Origin of the sequence: Phenylobacterium sp., from assembly GCF_036723115.1 — a bacterium.
Taxonomy (GTDB): Bacteria; Pseudomonadota; Alphaproteobacteria; order Caulobacterales; family Caulobacteraceae; genus Phenylobacterium.
Genome location: NZ_DAIMHV010000023.1, coordinates 1 through 19,858, shown reverse-complemented (window position 1 = coordinate 19,858; position 19,858 = coordinate 1). Strand labels below are relative to the sequence as shown.

The window sequence follows — 19,858 nt, the reverse complement described above, 5'->3', positions numbered from 1 at the left end:
CTGCTGGCGGCGCGCGAGCAGCTGGGTTGGGTGCTGATCCCGCTGGCCGTCGCCTTTCTGCTGGGCCTGTTGCTGTTCCAGCAGAGCCGGCAGGCCGAGGCGACGCAGCAGGCCTTCTTCGACAGCGAACAGCGGTTCCGCCTGGCGGTGGAGGCCGCGCGATGCGGCATCTGGGAATGGGATCTGGTCACCGACGAGGTGTTCATGTCCGACGTCACCGCAGGCATGCTGGGCTGGGGCGGCGGCGGGCTGGCCAGCGGCTCGGATGTGCTCGACCGGGTCTCGCCTGACCACCGGGAGCGGGTCCGCCAGGCCCTGGCCACCGCGGCCATGTATGGCGCTTTCGACGTCTCGTTCCGCGTGCCCGGCGAGCCCGGCGAACGGCCCCTGTGGGTCGACGCCCGGGGCCAGGCCTTCGGCCAGGCGCGGGAGGGCGGCTTCGCCCGCATCATCGGGGTGGCCCTGGACGTCACTGAGGAGCGCATGGCCCAGGCCCGCGCCCAGGCCGCAGAAACCCGCCTGCGCGACGCCATCGAGAGCTTCTCCGAGGCCTTTGTCCTGTGGGACCGCCACGGCCGCCTGCTGATGTGCAATCGAAACTATCGCAGCGTCTTCTCCCTGGAGGCCCGGCTGCTGAAGCCCGGCGCCCTGCGTTCGGAGGTCAATCGCTTCGCGGTTCTGGCCATCCGCCAGCAGCAGCCCGCCGCCGACGGCCGCCGCGGGGTGCGCGAGGCCGAGTTGCACGACGGCCGGTGGATTCAGATTTCAGAACGCCGGACGGCCGAGGGCGGTCTGGTCATGACGGCCGCCGACATCACCGCCATCAAGACGCAGGAAGAGGCGCGCCGCCGCAACGAGGAAGAGCTGCAGCGGGCCGTGGTGAGCCTGGAGCACAGCCAGGAGCAGTTGTCCGAACTGGCCCGCAAGTACGAGACCGAGAAGGTCCGGGCCGAGGCCGCCAACAAGGCCAAGAGCGAATTCCTGGCCAATATGAGCCACGAGCTGCGCACGCCGCTGAACGCCATCAACGGCTTCTCCGAGATCATGGTTGGCGAGATGTTCGGTCCCTTGGGGGACGCGCGTTACAAGGAATATGCCGGCGACATCCTCTCCTCTGGCCAGCACCTGCTGGCGCTGATCAACGACATTCTGGACATGTCGAAGATCGAGGCGGGGAAGATGAACATGAAGTTCGAGCCCCTCACCCTCGAGGATGTGGTGGAGGACGCCGTACGGCTGGTGCGCAACCGGGCCGAGGCCGCGGGCCTGGCCGTGCACACGGAATTCCCCCGGGACCTGCCCGAGGTGGAGGCCGACTATCGCGCTATCAAACAGGTGCTGCTCAACCTGTTGTCCAACGCCATCAAGTTCACGCCCCGGGGCGGACGCGTCACCGTGCGGGCGGAGGCCAGGCCCGATCCCCTGGGCGAACGGGTGCGGATCAGCGTCAAGGACACCGGCATCGGCATCGCAGCAGCCGATCTCGCCCGCCTGGCCAAGCCCTTCGAGCAGATCGAGAGCCAGCATTCCAAGACCCAGCAGGGCACTGGCCTGGGTCTGGCGCTCACCAAATCCATGGTGGAGATGCACGGCGGCGCCCTGGACATCCAGAGCGCCCCGGGTGAGGGCACGACGGTGGGCTTCTCCATCCCCGTGCGCCAGGCCAAGGACGCCGGCGCAAGCCACCCGTCGGTGCGGCGGCCGGGCGCGGCGGCGTGAGCGCCGTCAAGGAACCGGCGGCGGGGCCGGCTCAGGGGGACCAGGGCGCTCGCCCGGCCGGTCAGGGCGACGGCCGTCGCGATGGCGGCGGGGCGGCTCGGCCAGGGCCTCGGCGAAGCGTCGCCGTTCCGCAGGGCTGAGATCGGCGGCGAAGTCCACCACCCGCCCTTCGATCGCCCCGCGGGCCTCGGCCTCTATGGCCTGGGCGCGGGCCAGGTCCCGCCGGACGGCGGTGGTGTCGAGGGGCTCGGCCGCCAGCTGGCTCCAGGCCTCCCGGCGGGCCTGGCCTGCGGCCATGAGCTTGCGACGCACCTCGCCCGCCTCGCCTCGCAGGGTCTGGCGATAGGCGTCCTGGCGTTCGGCCGGGAGGGCGTCCATGGCGCCGAAGAAGGCCGGCGGTCCCGGGCGCATGGACTCCAGGCGGCTCTCGGCCAGCCGTCCGGCCACCACCAGCCCTCCCACCACCGCACCGATGGCGAACAGGTTCACCGCCAGGGAGACGAACAGGGCGATGGTCAGGGTTCGCGGGGACATCAAACCTCTCCTCCGACAGCGGCGGCCAGGTCTTCATACGTCGGCGCGGCCGCGGCGATGACGTCGAGATCCGAGGCCGGCGCCACAGAGCTGGAGACCACCACCCCGGCCATCAGGCCTGCGGCGCCCGCCGCCACCAGGCCTGCGCCCAGGCCGGTGCGCCAAAGCCAGGTGGTCCAGGCCCGCGCCTGCCGCGCCCGGGGGGCGGCTTCCAGCACGGCGGCGTAAAGCCCAGGGGCGGCGGCCGGCGCGCGCCATTGGCCGAGCGTCCAGTCGAGATCGGCGGCGGCCCGCAACACCGTCTCGGCGGCCTGCGGATGATCGGCCACGAAGCTGGCGGCCGCCTCCTGTTCGGCCAGGGGCCAGCGGGCGACCTCGCCGCCAAAGGCGTCGGCCAGTTCGGCGAAACGGTCCGGGGTCATGGCGTGGGGCATCCCGTCATCCTTCATCCTGCGACGCCAGGGCTGTGCGCAGGGCGCGGCGTCCACGGCCCAGCAGGCTTTCCAGCGCCTCGACGCTGACCTCCATGGCGGCGGCCGCCTCGATGTTCCCCAGGTCCTGATAGTGACACAGGATGATCGCCTCGCGCTGCCGGGCCGGAAGCTGATCCAGGGCGCGCGCCACCCGGACGCCCACGTCCAGCGTCTCCAGGCTTCGCTCCGGCGAGGGCGCGGGATCGACCTGTTCGGGAGGCGTCTCGGTGACGATCTCCCGCCGACGCCGCAGCCGGTCGTAGCAGAGGTTGAGCGCCACCCGGTGCAGCCAGGTGTCGAACCGCGCCGATCCCGGCCGCCAGCCGCCCGCCTGTCGCCATGCGCGCAGCATCGTCTCCTGCGCCACGTCCTCGGCCTCGGCGGCGTCCCCCAGCAGCCGGTAGGCCAGGCTGTGGATTCGCGGCAGCTTGCGTCCCACCAGGGCGCGCACCGCCGCGGCGTCGCCCCGGGCGACCCGAGCCAGCAGCTCGGCGTCCGGATCGACCGAAGTCTGCGCCGTGGCTGAGGCGGCCAAGCTTCAATGCTCCTGGGCGAGCCGAGGTCTGGCGGGGATCACTTGCCGGCACTCGCCCGGCCCTGCCTGAGACTTGTGAGCTCCACCTTGTCGAGACGTCCGTCCCGGTCAAGGTCCGCGGTGGCGAACCGGCGATCGGCCGCGGCCTCGATCTCGGCGCGAGTGACCATGCCGTTGCGATCGGCGTCCATCTGCGTCCACAGCGCCGCCACGCGGCCGGCGCCCGCCTGGCCGCCAAACCGGCGGGCCATGTCTTCCAGGGCCTTGAACTCCGCCCGGCTGATCTGGCCATCCTTGTTCTTGTCGAACGAGCCCAGCAGGGAGTCGGCCTGTGACTTGCGGTACTCCGCCGCCGTCACGTGACCGTCCCCGTTCAGGTCGGGATTGGGGGCGCGGCCGAACATCTGGGCCGCGGCCGGCGTGGCCAGGGCGCTCAGGCACAGGCAGATCAGGGCGGTGCGTGGCATCGGTCGTTCTCCGGCTAGGCCGTCCAGGAAGTTCAACGGCTAAGGCCGCCAATTCCGTCGCCTAAACTTGCACAATGATTTCATAGCCGTTGCGGGCGGATTTCCGCGCCCGCTCCACCGCCGGCTTCACCGCCTTGAAATCCGCCACGCCGGCCGCCCGGGCCATCAGTCGCCGGAAGGCCGTCGGCTCCGCCGCAGGATCGGCCTCGTCCTCCAAAGCCAGCTTGGTGAGCTGGGTGAGGTTCTGCTGCAGGCGCCAGGCGTCCTCCAGGGCCTGCAAGGGCTCGGTCGGCCCAAGCCCCGCCTCGCGGAAGGCGGCGAGCGCCGCCCCCGTATTGGGCCGCAGGGGGCCGCCGTCGGTGGCATGGGCCAGTTGCAGGAACTGGGCGGCGAACTCCACATCCACCAGCCCCCCGCGGTTGAGCTTCATGTCCCAGAAGTCGCGGGGGGGTCGCTCTTTCTCCAGCAGGCTGCGCATGGCCCGGACGTCCTTGGCCAGACGCCGGGCGTCCCTGGGCCGGCGCAGGGCCGCCTCGATCAGCAGGGCGGCCTCGTCGGCGAAGTCCGGCGTGCTGGCCCAGACCACCCGCGCCCGGGTGAGGGCCAGCAACTCCCAGGTCTCGGCCTCTCCCGAATAATAGGCTTCAAATGCGGCCCGGCTCACCGCCACCGGCCCTTGCGTGCCGGAGGGGCGCAGTTGCATGTCCACCTCATAGAGCTCGCCCTCGGCGGTGGGCAGGGACAAGGCCGCGATCAGCCTCTGGGTGAAACGGCCATAGAAGGTCTCCGCCCCCCAGGATTTCACCGCCGACATGGCCCGCGGATCGTCGGCCCGGTAGAGGGTCATCAGGTCGAGATCAGAGCCCGCGCTCATCTCCCGCGACCCGCACTTGCCAAGGGCCACCACGGCCACCTGGCCTGGAAAGGCGCCGCCGATCCGCTCGGCCTCGGCCAGGGCCGCCGGCGCCAGGGTGCGGATGCAGAGATAGGCCAGGTCGGCGAAGCCCCGGCCCACGCGCTCGGCGCTGGCCACGCCGCTCATCACCTGCACGCCCAGACGGAAGGCCTGTTCGCGGTGCACCCGCCGCACGGCGTCCATCACCTCTTCGAAGCCGTCGGCGCGGGCGATGGCCAGGGCCATCACCGCCTCGTCTTCCGCCGGATCGATCTCGGCGAAGAAGTCGCCGTCGATCAGAGCGTCCAGCGCGGCGGGCCGCCGCGCCAGGGTGGCCGCCAGCTTGGGCGCGAAGGCCATGACCTGAACCAGCAGCTCGAACAGCTTCGGATTGGCCAGGAACAGGGATTGAATCTGCACGCCTGAGGACAGGCCGGCGAAGAAATCGGTGAACCGGTTGAAGGCCGCATTGGGCGCGCCGGTGGCGTGCGCGGCCTCCAGCAGACGCGGGGCCAGACGGGTGAAAAGCTCCCGGCCGCGCTCCGTGCGCGTGGCGGCGATGCGGCCATGGTGCCAGGACCGGATGGTCTGGGAGACGCGGGCCGGGTGATCAAAGCCCATGCGCTGCAGGGTCTTCAGTGTGGCCGGATCATCATCCACCCCGGTGAAGATCAGGCTGCCGAAGCGGGAGGACAGGGCCTCCTCGTCGGGGAACAGCTCCCCATAGCGGCGGTTGACCTGGGTCAGGGTCCGAGTGATGGCGGCGTCGAAGCCCTTGACCGCCTCATGCCCGTGCAGGGCCGCCACCCGCCGCCGTTCGGCGTCGGACTCCGGCAGACGGTGGGTCTGTTCGTCGGCGATCATCTGCACCCGGTGCTCCACCGCGCGCAGCACCTCATAGGCTTGGGTCAGCTCCTGGGCGGCCTCGGGGCTCACATGGCCGGCCGCGGTCAGATCGGCCAGGGCCTGCAGGGTGCGCGGCGACCTCAGCTCCGGATGGCGCCCCCCCAGGATCAGCTGCTGGGTCTGGACATAGAACTCGATCTCGCGGATGCCGCCCCGCCCCAGCTTCAGGTCCGCGCCCTTGGCGGCCAGGCGCTCGTCCACCTTGTGGACGTGGATCTGCCGCTTGATGGAATGGATGTCGGCGATGGCGGCGAAGTCCAGGTTCTTGCGCCAGATGAAGGGCGCCAGCTCGTCCAGGAAGGCTTGGCCGGCCGGCAGGTCGCCCAGGCAGGGTCGCGCCTTGATGAAGGCCGCCCGCTCCCAGTTCTGGCCGACAGTCTCATAGTATTCGAAGGCGGCCGCCACGGTGACGGCCAGCGGGGTGGACGAGGGATCGGGCCTGAGCCTCAGATCCACCCGGAACACATAGCCCTCAGGCGTGCGGTCCTGCATCAGGGCCGCCACCGCCTGGGTCAGGCGCACGGCGAAGGCCCGCGGCTCCACACCTTCGCTCACCGGCAGCCGGTCGGGGTGATAGAAGACCGAGAAGTCGATATCGCTGGAATAGTTCAGCTCGAAGGCGCCCTGCTTGCCCATGGCCAGGCCGAAATAGCCGGGAACCGGCCCCTCAGGCCCCTCCCCCACCGACTGAAGTCGGCCGGCCTCCACCTCGGCCCGGGCCGCCGCTCGCAGAGCCGCCGCAAGGGTGGTGTCCGCCAGGCGGGTCAGGGCGCCGGTCACCGCGTCGAGGCCCCAGACCCCGCCCAGATCGGCCAGGGCGATCAGCAGGTGGGCGTCGCGCTTGGCCTGGCGCAAGGCGGCCGACGCCTCGGCCACAGGCAGATCGCCTGCGTCGTGGGCCCGATCCAGCAGGGCGCGCAGCATGGCTTCCGGCTCGGCGGCCAGCAGGGCGCCCAGGCGGGCCGGCGTCCGCCGCGCCAGCCCCGCCAGATAGGGCGAGGCGCCGAAGACCGGGGCGAGCGCGGGCCAGGCCGCCGCCAGATCCTCCGCCCAACCCTGGTTTTGTGCGGCCGGAGCCAGGATGTCATGGGCGCGTTCGGCGGCCTTGGCGTCGATAACGGGACCGCAGGGGCGAAGCTGGTGGGCGAGTCGGCTCATGGCCTCAGTGTGAAGGCCAAGGCGCGGCGCTGGCAAACAGCGCGGGCCGGCGGTGAGTCTAGCCCGCCGGCGGCAGGATCACCGCCACCCGCAGGCCAGGGCCCACCTCCCCCACCTTGCCGGGCCCTTCGGAAAGCTCGATCCGCCCGCCATGGGCTTCGGCGACGGCGGCCACCAGGGACAGCCCCAGCCCCGCGCCGGGCTGGTTGCGGCTGTTTTCCAGGCGCACGAAGCGTTCGATGACCCGCTCCCGATCGGTCTCGGGCACCCCTGGCCCGGTGTCGGTGACCGAGAACTCCACCTCGCCCGAGGAGCGCCGGCGCACCCGCAGCATGATGGCGCCGCCGATGGGCGTGTACTTGATGGCGTTGTCCAGCAGATTGGCCAGCGCCTGAGCCATGAACTCCCGGTTGGCCCGGATGGAGAGGCCGCGGGTGAGTTCGGCCTTGAAGTCCGGGCCGTGGTCCTCGCAGAGGGGCTCGTAGAGCTCGCAGATATCGGCCGCCAGGCCTGCGGGGTCAAAGATCACCGGATCGGGCGCGGCGCCCGCCGCCTGCAGCCGGGCGATAGCCAGGACCGCGCCGAAGGTCTTCAGCACCCCGTCAGTATCCTCGATGGCCCGCGCCAGGGCCGCCTCCGGATCGCCGCGACCCGCCTCCAGGTCCAGGAACGAGGCCTCCAGCCGCGCCCGCAGGCGCGTGAGCGGCGAGCGGAGGTCATGGGCGATGGCGTCGCCCGTATGCTTGTGCCCGGCCATGGAGCGTTCCAGCCGGTCGAGCATCTCGTTGAGGCCCACGGCCAGCTCGTCCAGCTCGTCCCGCGTTCCGCGCACGGGGGCGCGGGCGGAGAGGTCGCCGTTGCGAACCGCGGCCACCACCTCGTTCAGGCCGGTCATGGAGCGGCTGACATTGCGGCTGACCACCACCCCGCCGGCCAGGCCCAGCACGATGACAAGGGCGCCCGCCCCCCACAGGGCGCGGACCACGCTGACCACATAGGCCTCGTCCTCGCCCACATCGGCGCCGACAAAGAGAATCTCGCCGCCGCTCAGACGCTCCTGAAGGCCGCGGGCGGGACGGTCGATCTCACGCCCCTGGACGTCGTATTCGGTGACGCGGAAGCTGGTCCATACCGGTTCGCCGTTGAAGGCCTCCACCGGGCTTTCCTCGATGGAGCCGGAGATGCGGCTCCCGTCCTCGCGCATCAGCAGATAGAGATAGGGCCGCTCGCTGGCCGCCCGCTCGATCAGCGACTGGTTCAGGGCCCGGACGCCGGCGCGCCCATAGGCGCCCTGCAAGGTGCGCATCTCGCGGGTGATCTGCTGGTCGGTGCGGCGCGTGGCCTCACCGGCGGTGGCCATATAGACATAGGCCAGAAAGGCGCTGGCCGAGGCCGCGAACAGGGCCAGGAACAGCAGGGTCAGCCGGAAGGGCGTCGTGCGGAAGATGCGCGGCAGGCGCATGGCCCGGCGACCCTAAGGATCGAGCCGGTAGCCCGCGCCGCGCACCGTCTGCAGCATGGGACGGTCGAAGCCTTTGTCGATCTTGGACCGCAGCCGCGAGACGTGGACGTCGATCACGTTGGTCTGGGGATCGAAGTGATACTCCCAGACCTTCTCCAGCAGCATGGTGCGCGTCACCGCCTGGCCGGCGTGACGCATCATGAACTCCAGAAGCTGGAACTCCCGCGGCTGAAGGTCGATCTCGCGCCCCTGCCGATGGACGGTGCGGGCGATCAGATCCATCTCAAGCTCACCCACGCGAAGCAGGGTCTGGACCGATCCGGTCTCGCGGCGGCGGGCCAGGGCTTCCACCCGGGCGCTGAGTTCGGCGAAGGCGTAGGGCTTGACCAGATAATCGTCGCCGCCGGCCTTCAGTCCGTCCACCCGGTCATTGATCTCTCCCAGGGCCGAGAGGAAGAGGACCGGCGTGTGGTCGCCCTCCCGCCGCAGGGTTTCCACCAGGGCGACGCCATCCATCCGGGGCATCATGCGATCAACGATCAAGACGTCGAAGCCGCCCTTGCGCGCGGCCTCGAGCCCCGCCTCGCCATCGGCGGCGGCCTGGCAGTCGTGGCCAGCCTCGGTGAGGCCCCGAACCATGGCCTCCGCCGCTTCCAGATCGTCTTCGACCACCAGTATCCGCATGCGACGCCCCTGTGCCTGCGGAGGACTTAGCCCCCGATCTCCAGCGGAAGGAAGAGGGTGCGTCCGTCACGGTTGACGCCCACCAGCACGCTGGGGCGACCCGCCGCCCGGGCGGCGTCCACCTCGGCCGACAGATCGCTGGCGGCGGCCACGGCGCGGTTGTTGGCCCGCACGATGACGTCACCGCGGCGCAGGCCCTTGCGGGCGGCGTCGGAGGACTGTTCCAGCGCGGTCACTACAACCCCGCGGACGGCCTCAGGGATGTTGAACGAGCGGCGATTGGCCGCGTCCAGCGGGGCCAGCGACATGCCCAGCACCACCGGATATGCGGGCTGGGCCGGCGCCTGGCCGCGCGGCGTCGTAGGTCCGCCGGAGTTTTCGTTGGCCGCCAGCTCCCGCTCATTGGGCCGCGTGCCCGAGCGGACCTGGATCACCCGGCGCGACCCGCCGCGGATCACGTCCAGACGCAGGGTGTCGCCGGCGGTGGCCTTGGCCACTTCGCGGGTCAGCTCCGAAGAGGTGCGGACCGTCACGCCGTTCACCGCGACGACGATGTCCCCGGCCTGCAGACCCGCCCGGTCGGAGGGCCCGCCGGGCACGGTGTCGGAGACGATGGCCCCGCGCTGGTCGCCCAGGCCCTGGGCCGCGGCCATGTCTCGGGTGTAGTTCTGGATGGTGGCCCCGATATAGCCGCGGGTGACGCTGCCGCGGGCGATCAGCTGGCGGGTGATGGAATCGGCCGTGGCCGCCGGAATGGCGAAGCCGATCCCCACCGATCCGCCGGAGGGGGAGAAGATGGCGGTGTTCACCCCGATCACCCGGCCATAGATGTCGAAGGTCGGGCCGCCGGAATTGCCCCGGTTGATGGGGGCGTCGATCTGGATGAAGTCCACGAAGGTCTCGCCGATGTCGCGGCCATAGGCCGAGACGATGCCCGAGGTGGCCGTCGCCGTCAGGCCGAAGGGGTTGCCCACGGCGATCACCCAGTCGCCGACCCGCGGCACCGCGTCGTTCTCGAAGGTCACATAGGGGAAGTTCGAACCCTGAACCTTGAGGACGGCGAGATCCGTCGCCTCGTCGCGGCCGACGATGGTCGCCACCAGTTCGCGCTCGTCCTTGAGGACGACCTTGATCTCCCGGGCGTTCTCCACGACGTGATTGTTGGTCACGATGAAGCCGTCGGCGGAGATGAAGAAGCCCGAGCCGGCCGACATCTGGGTCGGACGGTTGGCGCCGTCCTCCTCTTCGCCCTCCGAGCCGCCCGGCGGCGTGCGCGGAATGATGCCGAAGGGGAAGCCCTCCAGGCCCGGAATGGAACGCAGAGCCCGCGCATCGGCCTCCGAGGTCACATTGACCGAGACCACGGCGGGCGAGACCTTCTCGAAGATGTCGGCGAAGGACAGCGGAGCCCCTGGCGGGGGAGCGAAGACCGGGGCCGCAGACGTGCGGATCAGGGGCATGGACGGCGCGGCCTTCTCGGCCATGGGCAGTCGCACATCGGTGGCGGCCAGGGCGGCGGCGGCCACACCGACGCCGGCGACGGCGCCCAGCAGATAACCGGTCTTCTTAGAGGTCATGGGCTCCAATTCCTTGCGGGCTCAATGGGACATAGCACATGCCCGCAGTCCTCAAGCTAGGTTCGATGCACGAGAGCGCAACCACCCTCAAGTTACCTTTACGACAGGCTTGGCGCCGCTTGGGGGCGCTGATGCGGCCTAATCGTGTCGCTTTTCATCGCCGGCCAGACGGGCCAGGCGCTCGGCCTCGGCGGCCGAAAGGTCGGGCTCCGGCTCGGCGCGCCTCAGCCGGCCTGCCAGCATCAGGGCGCCCAGCAGAAAAATCACGAAGGGCGTCAGCCAAAGGGCGGCGTTGGCAAGGCTGAATCGCGGCTTGAGCAGCACATACTCGCCATAGCGCTCGATCAGGAAGCGGCGCACCTGATCATCGCTGGAGCCCGCGGCCACCTGCTGGCGCACGATGGCCCGCAGGTCGGCGGCGAGCTCGGCCTCCGAGGCGTCGATGGACTCGTTCTGGCAGACCAGGCAGCGGACCTCCTTGAAGAGCTCCCGCGCCCGGGCCTCCTGCGCCGGATCGGCCAGCCGCTCGGCCGGATCGGACGCCGCGCCCATGCAGAGCACCCCGACCAGGACCAGCAGAAGCGCCCGAAGGCTCCTCATGGCGCAGGCTCCGGCGCGGGTTCGGGCCTGGCGGCGGCCCCCTCGGCGCGGCGGCCGGCCGACAGGCGCAGGCGCCGGTCCGACAGGGACACCGCCCCGCCGAGGGCCATCACGCCCGGCCCCAGGAAGATCAGCAGGGCCCAGGGGTTCCAGTATCCCGTCACCAGCCAGGCGGGCGCCCCGTCGGCCCCCTGGCGGCGCTCGCCCAGCACCACATAGAGATGGCTGAGCCCGCGGCTGCAGATGGCGACCTCGGAGGTGGTCTGGCCGCCGGCGTCATAGGCCCGCCGCTCCGGCGTGGGCGAACAGGCCAGGGTCCCGTCCGGGGCGAAGGCGCGCAGCCGGCCACGCTCGGCCTCGTAATTGGGTCCCAGCACGCCGCGCACCTCGTCGAGGACGATTTCGTAGCCGGCGACGCTCAGGCGGCCCCCGGGCTGCAGCACCTCGGCCGTCTCGGCCTTCCAGCTGGTTTCGAAGACCGCCCCCAGGACGAAGACCCCGAGACCCGCATGGGCCAGGGTCATGCCCCAGGCGCCGCGGGGCAGTCCGCCCAGGCGCCGCAGCGACTCCGCGCCCGGAACCCGGAAAAGGCGGATCCGCTCAGCCACCTCGGCGCCGGCCCCCAGGATCAGCCAGGCGCCCAGAGCCAGGCCGGCGGCCCCGAACAGGTGGCGCGGAACGATCAGCGCCAGGGCCAAGAGGCCGCAGGCGAGCGCCGCGGCCAGGACCGGCCAGAGCTTGCGCGCCACGCCCGCCGCATTCCCCCGCTTCCAGGCCAGCAGCGGCCCGGCCGGCAGCAGGAACAGCAGCAGGAACATCAGCGGCGTGAAGGTCAGATTGAAATAGGGCGGTCCCACGGAGATCGCCTCGCCGGCCATGGCCTCGCGGATCAGCGGATAGAGGGTGCCGAGCAGCACGGTGGCCGTGGCCGCCGCCAGCAGGATGTTGTTCAGCACCAGGGCGCTCTCGCGGCTGACGGGGGCGAAGACCCCGCCCCGGTGCATGGCCGGCGCGCGCCAGGCGAAGAGGGCGAACCCGGCGCCGGCGGTGACCCCCAGAATAGTCAGCAGCAGCACCCCGCGGGTGGGGTCCACCGCAAAGGCGTGGACCGAGGTCAGCACGCCCGAGCGCACCAGGAAGGCGCCGAGCATGGAGAAGCTGAAACCGGCCAGGGCCAGGAAGATGGTCCAGCCCGGCAGGGCGCCCCGTCGTTCGGTGACGACGGCCGAGTGCAGCAGGGCCGTGGCGATCAGCCAGGGCATGAAGCTGGCGTTCTCCACCGGGTCCCAGAACCACCAGCCGCCCCAGCCCAGCTCGTAATAGGCCCAGAAGGACCCCAGGGCGATGCCGACCGTCAGCGCGCTCCAGGCCGCCAGCGCCCAGGGCCGGACCCAGCGGGCCCAGGCCGCGTCGGCCCGCCCCTCGATCAGGGCGGCCACCGCCAGGGAGAAGACCACCGACAGGCCCACATAGCCCACATAAAGGAAGGGCGGGTGCAGCAGCAGCGCCGGATCCTGCAGCAGCGGATTGAGGGAGCGCCCCTCCACCGGCGCCTCGGTCAGGCGCACGAAGGGGTTGGAGGCGAAGGCCGTATAGGCCAGGAAGACGACGCCCAGCGCCCCCTGCACCGCCACGGCCGCGCTCTTCAGGCTGGCCGACAGCCCCTGGCCGTAGGCCGCCAGCACCGCGCCGAACCCGGTGAGCGCCAGGCACCAGAGCAGCATGGAGCCCTCATGGCTGCCCCAGGCGCCGCCGATCCGGTACATTAGCGGTTTGGCCGTATGGGAGTTCTGCGCCACGTTCAGGACGCTGAAGTCCGACACGACGAACAGGTAGACCAGGGCGGCGAAGCTCACCCCGAGGCCCAGGAACGCCCCCAGCGCGGCGGCCTCGCCCACCGCCGCCAGGGCCCGGGCGCGCCGCAGCCGCCCCAGGCCCGAGGCCAGGGTCTGCAGCACCGACAGGACGAGCGCCAGAACGAGGGCGAAGGCGCCGATCTCGGCGATCATGAACCGGACGCTCCGCCATAGGCGCCCGGCGCGCCGTCGCCGCGCCACTCGCCCTGTTCCTTGAGCGCGTTCTGAAGGTCGCGGGGCATGTAGGTCTCGTCGTGCTTGGCCAGCAGGCGGCGGGCCTCGAAGGTGCCGTCCTCGCGGAAGGCGCCGGTGGCCACCACGCCCTGCCCTTCACGGAACAGGTCGGGGGGATCGCCGTGGAAGGTCACCGGGGTGGCGGCGATCTGGTCGGCCACCACGAAATCCAGCCGCCCGTCGGCATGCTTGACCACGCTGCCGCCGGCCACCAGCCCGCCCAGCTGGATGGTCTGGCCCGGCGCAGGCTTCGCCTCGGCGGCCTGGGCCGGGGTGTAGAAGTAGGAGATGGAGTCCGACAGGCCCCAGAGGGTCAGCCCCACCGCCAGGGCCAGGACGGGCGCCACGGCCGACAGGACGATGAGGCGGCGTCGCGCCTTGGGGGACTTGGGCAGCCAGCCGCTCATGGCAGGGGTTCCGTTCGGGCCGCATCGGCCAGTTGCTGAAGGATCGCCGGCTCGCCGGCATAGCGCGCCCGGGCCTGGGCGAGGGCTGCGTCACGCGCGGCGACGTCGCCCAGCACCGCATATGACCTAACCAGCCGGACCCAGCCTTGAGGATTGTCAGGTTCGGCCGCCAGCCGCGCGGCCAGCCCGTCCACCATGCCGCGAATGGCCGCGGCGTCGGGCAGGTCAGCCTGGGCCTGGGGCGCCGGCGGCGGGGGCGCCTGGCCCGCGGGCGGGGCGGCGCTCACCTCGGCGATGGCCGCCCCCAGGATCTGGCGGCGGGGATCATTGGCCGGCAGGTCGTCGCGCAGGGCGCGCCAGGCCGCCAGGCCCGCCTCGGCCTGACCCGATTCAATAAGGCCCCGCGCCAGGTGGAAGCGGGCCGTCGCGGCGGCCGGATCGCGGGCCAGGGCCTCTGCGAAGGCGCGCTGGACCGGCACGGTGATCTCCCCTTCGGCCTGGATCATCAGGGCCTCGCCCAGGGACTCCCACAGGTCGGCCCGATCCGGCGCCCGGCTGATGGCGTCGCGCAGGGCCCGCGAGGCGGCGCTGGCGTTGCCCGAAGCCATCTCGGCCATGGCCAGGAAACGGTAAGGCTCAGGATCGTCGGGCCGCTCGGCGGTGACCGCCCGCAGCACCGCAGCCATCTGCGGCGCCTCCAGCTGGCCGGGCGGAGTGGCGCGCCAGGCGGCCAGACGCTGGGCGAAGGGCTGGTCGCCATAGCCGGGAGACCCCACCGCCAGATAGAGCCCCACGGCCAGCAGGGGCGCGGCGGCCGCAGCAGCCAGGACCCAGCGCCGGTCTCCGGGAGGGGCGCTCCAGTCCGCGGCCCCGGCGTCGGCCGCTGAGATCAATCGGCGGGCGGCCTCGGCATGGGCCCCGCGGCGTTCCTCAGGGGCGATCAGCCCGCGGGCGGCGAGGTCGTCGATCTCGGCCAGCTGTCGCTGATAGAGGGAAAGCGTGGCGTCGGTCTCTCCCGACGCGGCCGAGGCGCGGGCGGCCCGCGACAGGATCAGCCCCGCCACGCCGGCGGACATGGCGCAGACCACGATCCAGAACACGATCATGCCGGGGCTTTAGCCCAAACGCCGCGCCCATGCGAGAGGTCTGGTGGTCGCGGCGCGACTTATACGGCGCCCAGCCGGCGCCGGACCGTCTCGGCCGCCGAACGCCCCATCGCCGCAGCGGTGAGATCTGCGGCGGCGGCCACCGTCGCCCTGGCGGCGGCCAGGTCGTCCGCCTCCCCGGCCTTCATGATCTCCAGGGCGTCATCGACATAGGTTTCCAGATAGGCCGTCACCGCCTCCATGGCCTCTCCATGGGCTGCGGCGAACCCCCCATAACCGGCGAAGCTGCGGATCTCCTGGGCGAAGGCGATCAGCCGCCCGGCCCGCTGCACCGCCTCGGGCGCCGGAGTCGCCGCCAGGCTGGGGACGTCGCGGTTCAGCCGCCCCACCCGTCGCTGTTCGCTGATCAGCACCCCGCGCACAGCCTTGTCCATGGCGCGAAGCTGGGCCTCGACCCCGCGGACCAGGGCGGCCTTCTGACGCTGCAGTCGTGCGCCCCAGGCGCCCTGGCGGGTCAGCTCCACATTGCCTTCCATCTCCCGCACCTGGGCGGTGATGGTCTCCACCGCCTTGGCGGCGCGACGCACCTGATCCTCCGCCGGATCAAAACCGTCGAGCACCTTCAGCGCCGCATCGATGGCCGCCAGGACCCGTTCTCCGAAGTCCGACAGCTCCGAGCCCGCGAGATAGGTTTCGGAGGGCCGGTCCATCACCGCCGAGATCAGCCGCAGCACCATCCAGGGCTGAGGCAGATGGGCCGACAGCATGTCGAAGAAGCGCGGGCCGGCGTCCTCGGCGATGGCGGTGGCGTCGCGATAGGCCAGACGCGCCAGGGCCACATCCTCGTCGGTGATCCGCTGGATCCATTCGGGCAGCCGCGCCACGGCGCTGCGAACCACCGGCGCCATGGCGAAGCACTCCGCCAACAGTCGGGCGCCGTCCGGACGAGCCGCGTCGGCCACATCGGCGGCGGCGACGAACTTGGGATGATTACGCTCCCGCAGGCCCTTGGCCGCCCGGCGGGCCAGGACGTCGAAGGGCTCAGGCGAGCTCTCCTCGACCTTGAATTCCTCAAACAGGGCCTCGGCGCGGGCCACCTCCCGCGTGGCCTGGTCGCGCAGGCCGCGCCAGACGAGCGCCAGGGCGCGGGCAGGAAAGGTCAGGTGCGGGGTTTTTCCATCGCCGATGCAGAGCGGGACGATGGGGGCGAGAATGGCGTTGCGCAGCTGCCGGTCACGGACCTCGGCCTCCACCAGCAGCCGGACATCCACCAGAGCCGAGTCACCGCTGGTGTCGGCCAGGGCGCCGCGCAGGTCGCCGACCACCCGGTCGGGCGCCATTTCCACCATGCTCCTGAGGAGCGCCAGCTTCGTCTCGGGCAGTGCGCCCATCGGTTCCCCCTCGGCGAGGGTCGTGGACCCGCGCGGCCCAGAGGTTGACCCGCCCCCGGTTAAGGCTTCCCTTAACCACGGGTTTGCCGGTCCCGGTCGAAGCGGAAGGAAGCCAGATGAACCTGTCCGTCGAACTTGAGTCCTGGTTGACCACGGCCCCCTCCCCCGAGGGCGAACCACAGGTCGAAGCGGCCAAGGCCGCCCTGCGCCGCGCCTATTCTGAGCCCCACAGGCGCTATCATGGGCTGGACCACATCACCGACTGCCTGGGCGAGCTCTCCGCCGTGAAGGGGCTGGATGACCCAGACCGGCTGATGCTGGCCCACGCCCTCTGGTGGCACGACGTGGTCTATGATCCCCGCAGAAGCGACAATGAGACGCAGAGCGCCCGCCAGGCTGAGACCGATCTTGCAGGCCTGGGCTATTCCGGAGCCCACATCGCCGAGGTCGCCCGGCTGATCGTGCTGACGACAGGCCATCGCACCGATGCCGGCGACCGGCTGGGCGCGCTGATGGTCTCCATCGACCTGTCCATCCTGGGCCGCCCGCCGGAGGTCTATGACGCCTATGCCGCTGCGGTGCGCGAGGAATACGCCCATGTGCCCGAGCCCCTGTTCCGGGCCGGACGCGCCCAGGTGATGGGCCGGATGCTCGCGGCCGAGCCGCTCTTCGCCGATGAGGGCTTCCGCAATCGGTTCGAGGCCCAGGCGCGGGCCAATATCAACCGGGAGATCGCCGCCCTGAGCCAGGGCGGCCCGGCCTGAACCCCATCAGGTCTCGGCCCGGGGCAGGTCGAGGATGACCGAAAGGCCGCCCAGCCGCGCCCGGTCGAGGCGAAGGTCGCCGCCATAGGCCCGCGCCAGCTCGTCGACGATGGAGAGGCCGAGGCCCGAGCCCGGCGCGCTCTCGTCCAGCCGCGCGCCGCGGCGCAGGACTTCGGTCCAGCGTTCGGGCGGCAGGCCCGGGCCGTCATCCTCGATGGTGAGGCGCAAGCGTTCGCCGTTCAGGGGCTCAGCCCTGACCCGGACCCGCCCGCGGCACCACTTCCCGGCGTTCTCCATGGCGTTGCCCGCCATCTCCAGCAGGTCCTGCCGCTCGCCCTGGAAGAAGAGGCCGTCCTCGGCGTCCCAGTCGATGTCGACGCCCTTGTCCTGGAAGACGCGCGAGAGCGTACGGGCCAGTTCGTCCAGCACCTCGGCCACCTCCGTCCGCTCCCCCCGGCCGGGCGTGCGGGCCGCCGCGCGGGCCCGGCGCAGGTGGTGGTCCACCTGCTGGCGCATGACCTCGGCCTGGCGTTCCACCACGGTGGCGAGGCTCTCGCCGTCAGGGCCCTCGCCCTGTCGCGCCTCGGTGAGCATCACAGACAGGGGGGTCTTCAGGGCGTGGGCGAGATTGCCCACATGGGTCCGCTGGCGCTCCACCACCTCCTGGTTATGGGACACAAGCGCATTCAGCTCCTGGGCCAGGGGCTCCAGCTCCACCGGATAGCGGCCTTCGATCCGCTCGGCCTTGCCCCGTCGTACGGCCGCCACCTCCCGCCGCAGGGCGAACAGGGGCCGCAGGCCGAAGCGCACCTGGAAGACCACCGCCCCCACCAGGCCAAGGGCCAGCAGCAGGAAGGCCACGGCGGTGGCGGTGATGAAGCCGCGCACATCCCGGTCGATGGGCGAGCGGTCCTCGGCGGCCATGAAAAGCACCGGGGCCTCGCGGTCCGGCAGGGTGGCGCGGCTGACCATGGCCCGCAGCGGCTGGTTCAGGGGGCCTGGAACGTCATAGATCACCGGCTCGCCGGGGGCCGCAGCGAGCCGCTCCACCAGATCCTGTGGCGCCGACAGCTCGGCGTCCCACAGGGAGCGGGAGCGCACCAGGATGCGCCATCCTCCGTCGGGCAGAGGCTCGGCGAGCTGCCAGTAACGCCCGGAATAGGCCCGCAAGGCCCGCAGGTCGGTCAGGGCGGGGGCCAGCACCTCGCCCCGGGCGTCCACCGTCGTGCCGGCCATGAGGTTGTCGATGAGCTCGCTCAGGCCCTCGTCGAACCGTCGCAAAGCCGCCTGCTGGAACAGCAGGGCGAGCACCATGGCCGAGACCAGCAGGACGGTGATGCTCCAGCCCGCCGCCAGCAGGACGAGGCGACGGACGAGGGAGGGCCTTCGAAAGGCTTCGAACCTCACAGGCGGATGATCACGAGGCGCCTGCGGCCTCGTCCGCCGGGCAGGTCAGCCGGTAGCCCAGGCCCCGCACGGTTTCGATCCGGTCGGAGCCGATCTTCTTGCGGATCCGGCCGACGAACACCTCGATGGTGTTGGAGTCGCGGTCGAAGTCCTGGTCGTAGAGATGCTCCACCAGCTCGGTGCGGCTGATCACCCGGTCCTGGTGCATCATCAGATAGTGCAGCAGGCGGTATTCCAGCGAGGTCAGCCGCAGGGGCTCGCCATTGACCGAGGCCCGCGCCGCGCGGGGGTCCAGCCGCAGTCCGCCGCAGGTGAGGTTGGGCGCCGCATGGCCCGCCGATCGGCGCAGCAGGGCGCGCAGCCGGGCCAGAAGCTCCTCGGTGTGGAAGGGCTTGGTGAGATAGTCGTCGGCGCCGGCGTCGAAGCCGGCCACCTTCTCGCTCCAGGCGCCCCGGGCGGTGAGGATCAGGACGGGCGTGGCCACCTGCCCCCGGCGCCAGCGCTCCAGCACCGAGACCCCGTCCACCTTGGGCAGGCCAAGGTCGAGGATCACCGCGTCATAGGGCTCGGTCTCGCCCAGGAACAGGGCTTCCTCGCCGTCCGGCGCGTGGTCCACCGCATAGCCGGCGTCGGCCAGGGCGGTCTTGAGCTGGCGGGTGAGGTCCGGGTCGTCTTCGACGAGCAGGATACGCATGTCGGCCCCTCCTTCTGGTGTGGTCAGCGCCCGTCGCGGCCGATGATGGCCCCGGACTCGGCGTCGGCGATGAAGACGATGACCTGGCCGTCCGGGGTGCGCCACTGGACGAAATAGGCCGGGCGGCCGTTATAGGACGACTGGGTGGTGTTCAGATGGCGGCCGGGCGTCCGCTGGGCGATATTGGCCAGCACCTGGGACAGCGGCGCCTGACGGCCTTCGCGCACCGCGGCGCGGGCGGCGTCCTGATCGCCCCGGCCCGCCCCGAAGGACGAGCGCATGTCGGGCCCGTACTGCGCCTGTGCGACGCCCGGGAGGGCGGCGGCCAGAAGGACGGCGATGGCGGCGAGGTGTTTCATGGGAGCGGTCTTAGGGCCTGCTCACTGAACCGAGGCTGAACATGGCCCTTATGCGCCGTCCACCGGCCCCTGTCGATCAAGTGCGGCGGCGGGGGGCCTTGGCCACATAGGGACGCGCCTTGCGCCAGGTCTCGGCGAAGGCGGCGAGGTCCGGATCGGGCGTCTCGGGCAGGGTGATGACCAGGCGGGCCAGGAGGTCGCCCCTCTGGCCGGCGGCGTCCGGCAGGCCGCGGCCCTTCAACCTCAGCATGGCCCCGGAATTGGACCCCTTGGGGACGGTGAGCGTCACCGGGCCGTCCGGGGTCGGCGCCTCCACCCGGCCGCCCAGGACCGCGTCATACACGGTCACGGGCAGGTCCATGACCAGACGCTCCCCTTCCCGATAGAAGATCGGGTGAGGCCGGATGACCAGCTCGATAAAGGCGTCCCCCGGCCCGGCGCGGCCGGGCGAGCCCTGGCCCTTCAGGCGCAGGGTCTGGCCTTCGGCGGCGCCCTTGGGGATGGTGACGTCGATGGTGCGCCCGTCGGAAAAGGCGATGCGCTTCTTGCCCCCGGCGATGGCCTCCTCGAGGTCGATCTCCAGCTTGGCGCGGACATCGGCCCCCCGGGGCGCAAATCCCCCGCCGAACC

At 71.4% G+C, this 19,858-nt stretch carries 18 protein-coding genes and 1 pseudogene; 2 read left to right on the top strand and 17 right to left on the bottom strand.

Annotation, left to right across the window (positions count from 1 at the left end; genetic code table 11):
• A pseudogene (pleC, locus tag V7D28_RS04575) lies at positions 1 to 1,719 on the top strand (cell cycle histidine kinase PleC); the annotation flags it as partial.
• A 6-nt stretch (positions 1,720 to 1,725) separates the two neighbouring features.
• Here pleC and V7D28_RS04570 read toward each other — a convergent pair.
• The 13 genes from V7D28_RS04570 to V7D28_RS04510 all read right to left on the bottom strand — a co-directional run bounded on the left by V7D28_RS04570 (position 1,726) and on the right by V7D28_RS04510 (position 16,004).
• Positions 1,726 to 2,253, bottom strand: coding sequence for a periplasmic heavy metal sensor (locus V7D28_RS04570; protein WP_333586180.1), 528 nt, complete (start codon positions 2,251 to 2,253; stop codon positions 1,726 to 1,728).
• Positions 2,253 to 2,687 carry a hypothetical protein gene (locus V7D28_RS04565; RefSeq protein ID WP_333586179.1) on the bottom strand — a complete coding sequence of 145 codons (435 nt, stop codon included), beginning with the start codon at positions 2,685 to 2,687 and terminating at the stop codon, positions 2,253 to 2,255. Before V7D28_RS04565 ends, V7D28_RS04570 begins: the two co-directional genes overlap by 1 nt.
• A gap of 4 nt (positions 2,688 to 2,691) precedes the next feature.
• Positions 2,692 to 3,261: an RNA polymerase sigma factor gene (locus V7D28_RS04560; RefSeq protein WP_333586178.1), complete on the bottom strand. Its 570-nt coding sequence runs from the start codon at positions 3,259 to 3,261 to the stop codon at positions 2,692 to 2,694.
• Positions 3,262 to 3,299: 38 nt separating this feature from the next.
• The gene (locus V7D28_RS04555) at positions 3,300 to 3,728 is read right to left on the bottom strand and encodes an EF-hand domain-containing protein (protein ID WP_333586177.1); all 429 of its coding nucleotides are present in this window, start codon (positions 3,726 to 3,728) and stop codon (positions 3,300 to 3,302) included.
• Positions 3,729 to 3,789: 61 nt separating this feature from the next.
• Entirely contained in the window at positions 3,790 to 6,687 is a 2,898-nt protein-coding gene (locus V7D28_RS04550) for a bifunctional [glutamine synthetase] adenylyltransferase/[glutamine synthetase]-adenylyl-L-tyrosine phosphorylase (RefSeq protein WP_333586176.1), read from the bottom strand.
• 58 nt (positions 6,688 to 6,745) lie between these two features.
• On the bottom strand, positions 6,746 to 8,149 hold the full coding sequence (locus V7D28_RS04545) for a sensor histidine kinase (protein ID WP_333586175.1): 1,404 nt from the start codon (positions 8,147 to 8,149) through the stop codon (positions 6,746 to 6,748).
• A gap of 12 nt (positions 8,150 to 8,161) precedes the next feature.
• Positions 8,162 to 8,833 carry a response regulator transcription factor gene (locus tag V7D28_RS04540; RefSeq protein ID WP_333586174.1) on the bottom strand — a complete coding sequence of 224 codons (672 nt, stop codon included), beginning with the start codon at positions 8,831 to 8,833 and terminating at the stop codon, positions 8,162 to 8,164.
• Between the two features lie 26 nt (positions 8,834 to 8,859).
• Positions 8,860 to 10,410 carry a Do family serine endopeptidase gene (locus V7D28_RS04535; RefSeq protein ID WP_333586173.1) on the bottom strand — a complete coding sequence of 517 codons (1,551 nt, stop codon included), beginning with the start codon at positions 10,408 to 10,410 and terminating at the stop codon, positions 8,860 to 8,862.
• Positions 10,411 to 10,548: 138 nt separating this feature from the next.
• The gene (locus V7D28_RS04530) at positions 10,549 to 11,010 is read right to left on the bottom strand and encodes a cytochrome c-type biogenesis protein (protein ID WP_333586172.1); all 462 of its coding nucleotides are present in this window, start codon (positions 11,008 to 11,010) and stop codon (positions 10,549 to 10,551) included.
• Positions 11,007 to 13,019 carry a heme lyase CcmF/NrfE family subunit gene (locus V7D28_RS04525; RefSeq protein ID WP_333586171.1) on the bottom strand — a complete coding sequence of 671 codons (2,013 nt, stop codon included), beginning with the start codon at positions 13,017 to 13,019 and terminating at the stop codon, positions 11,007 to 11,009. The genes V7D28_RS04530 and V7D28_RS04525 overlap by 4 nt, the downstream gene beginning before the upstream one ends.
• Positions 13,016 to 13,507 carry a cytochrome c maturation protein CcmE gene (gene ccmE / locus V7D28_RS04520; RefSeq protein ID WP_333586170.1) on the bottom strand — a complete coding sequence of 164 codons (492 nt, stop codon included), beginning with the start codon at positions 13,505 to 13,507 and terminating at the stop codon, positions 13,016 to 13,018. Before ccmE ends, V7D28_RS04525 begins: the two co-directional genes overlap by 4 nt.
• Positions 13,504 to 14,613, bottom strand: coding sequence for a c-type cytochrome biogenesis protein CcmI (ccmI, locus tag V7D28_RS04515; protein ID WP_333586169.1), 1,110 nt, complete (start codon positions 14,611 to 14,613; stop codon positions 13,504 to 13,506). The genes ccmE and ccmI overlap by 4 nt, the downstream gene beginning before the upstream one ends.
• A gap of 59 nt (positions 14,614 to 14,672) precedes the next feature.
• Positions 14,673 to 16,004, bottom strand: a complete 1,332-nt coding sequence (locus tag V7D28_RS04510; protein ID WP_333586168.1) for a hypothetical protein — start codon at positions 16,002 to 16,004, stop codon at positions 14,673 to 14,675.
• Positions 16,005 to 16,120: 116 nt separating this feature from the next.
• On the opposite strand from V7D28_RS04510, the gene V7D28_RS04505 reads away from it, so the two are divergent.
• The gene (locus V7D28_RS04505; RefSeq protein WP_333586167.1) at positions 16,121 to 16,768 is read left to right on the top strand and encodes an HD domain-containing protein; all 648 of its coding nucleotides are present in this window, start codon (positions 16,121 to 16,123) and stop codon (positions 16,766 to 16,768) included.
• Positions 16,769 to 16,774: 6 nt separating this feature from the next.
• Here the strand turns inward: V7D28_RS04505 and V7D28_RS04500 are convergent, their stop codons facing one another.
• The 4 genes from V7D28_RS04500 to V7D28_RS04485 form a co-directional block, all read right to left on the bottom strand.
• Positions 16,775 to 18,175: an ATP-binding protein gene (locus tag V7D28_RS04500; RefSeq protein WP_333586166.1), complete on the bottom strand. Its 1,401-nt coding sequence runs from the start codon at positions 18,173 to 18,175 to the stop codon at positions 16,775 to 16,777.
• Between the two features lie 10 nt (positions 18,176 to 18,185).
• A complete protein-coding gene (locus V7D28_RS04495) occupies positions 18,186 to 18,869 on the bottom strand; it encodes a response regulator transcription factor (protein ID WP_333586165.1) in 684 nt (227 codons plus the stop codon).
• A 23-nt stretch (positions 18,870 to 18,892) separates the two neighbouring features.
• Positions 18,893 to 19,228: a PepSY domain-containing protein gene (locus V7D28_RS04490; RefSeq protein WP_333586164.1), complete on the bottom strand. Its 336-nt coding sequence runs from the start codon at positions 19,226 to 19,228 to the stop codon at positions 18,893 to 18,895.
• 76 nt (positions 19,229 to 19,304) lie between these two features.
• The coding region (locus V7D28_RS04485) for a J domain-containing protein (protein ID WP_333586163.1) at positions 19,305 to 19,858 on the bottom strand (554 nt) is incomplete at its 5' end.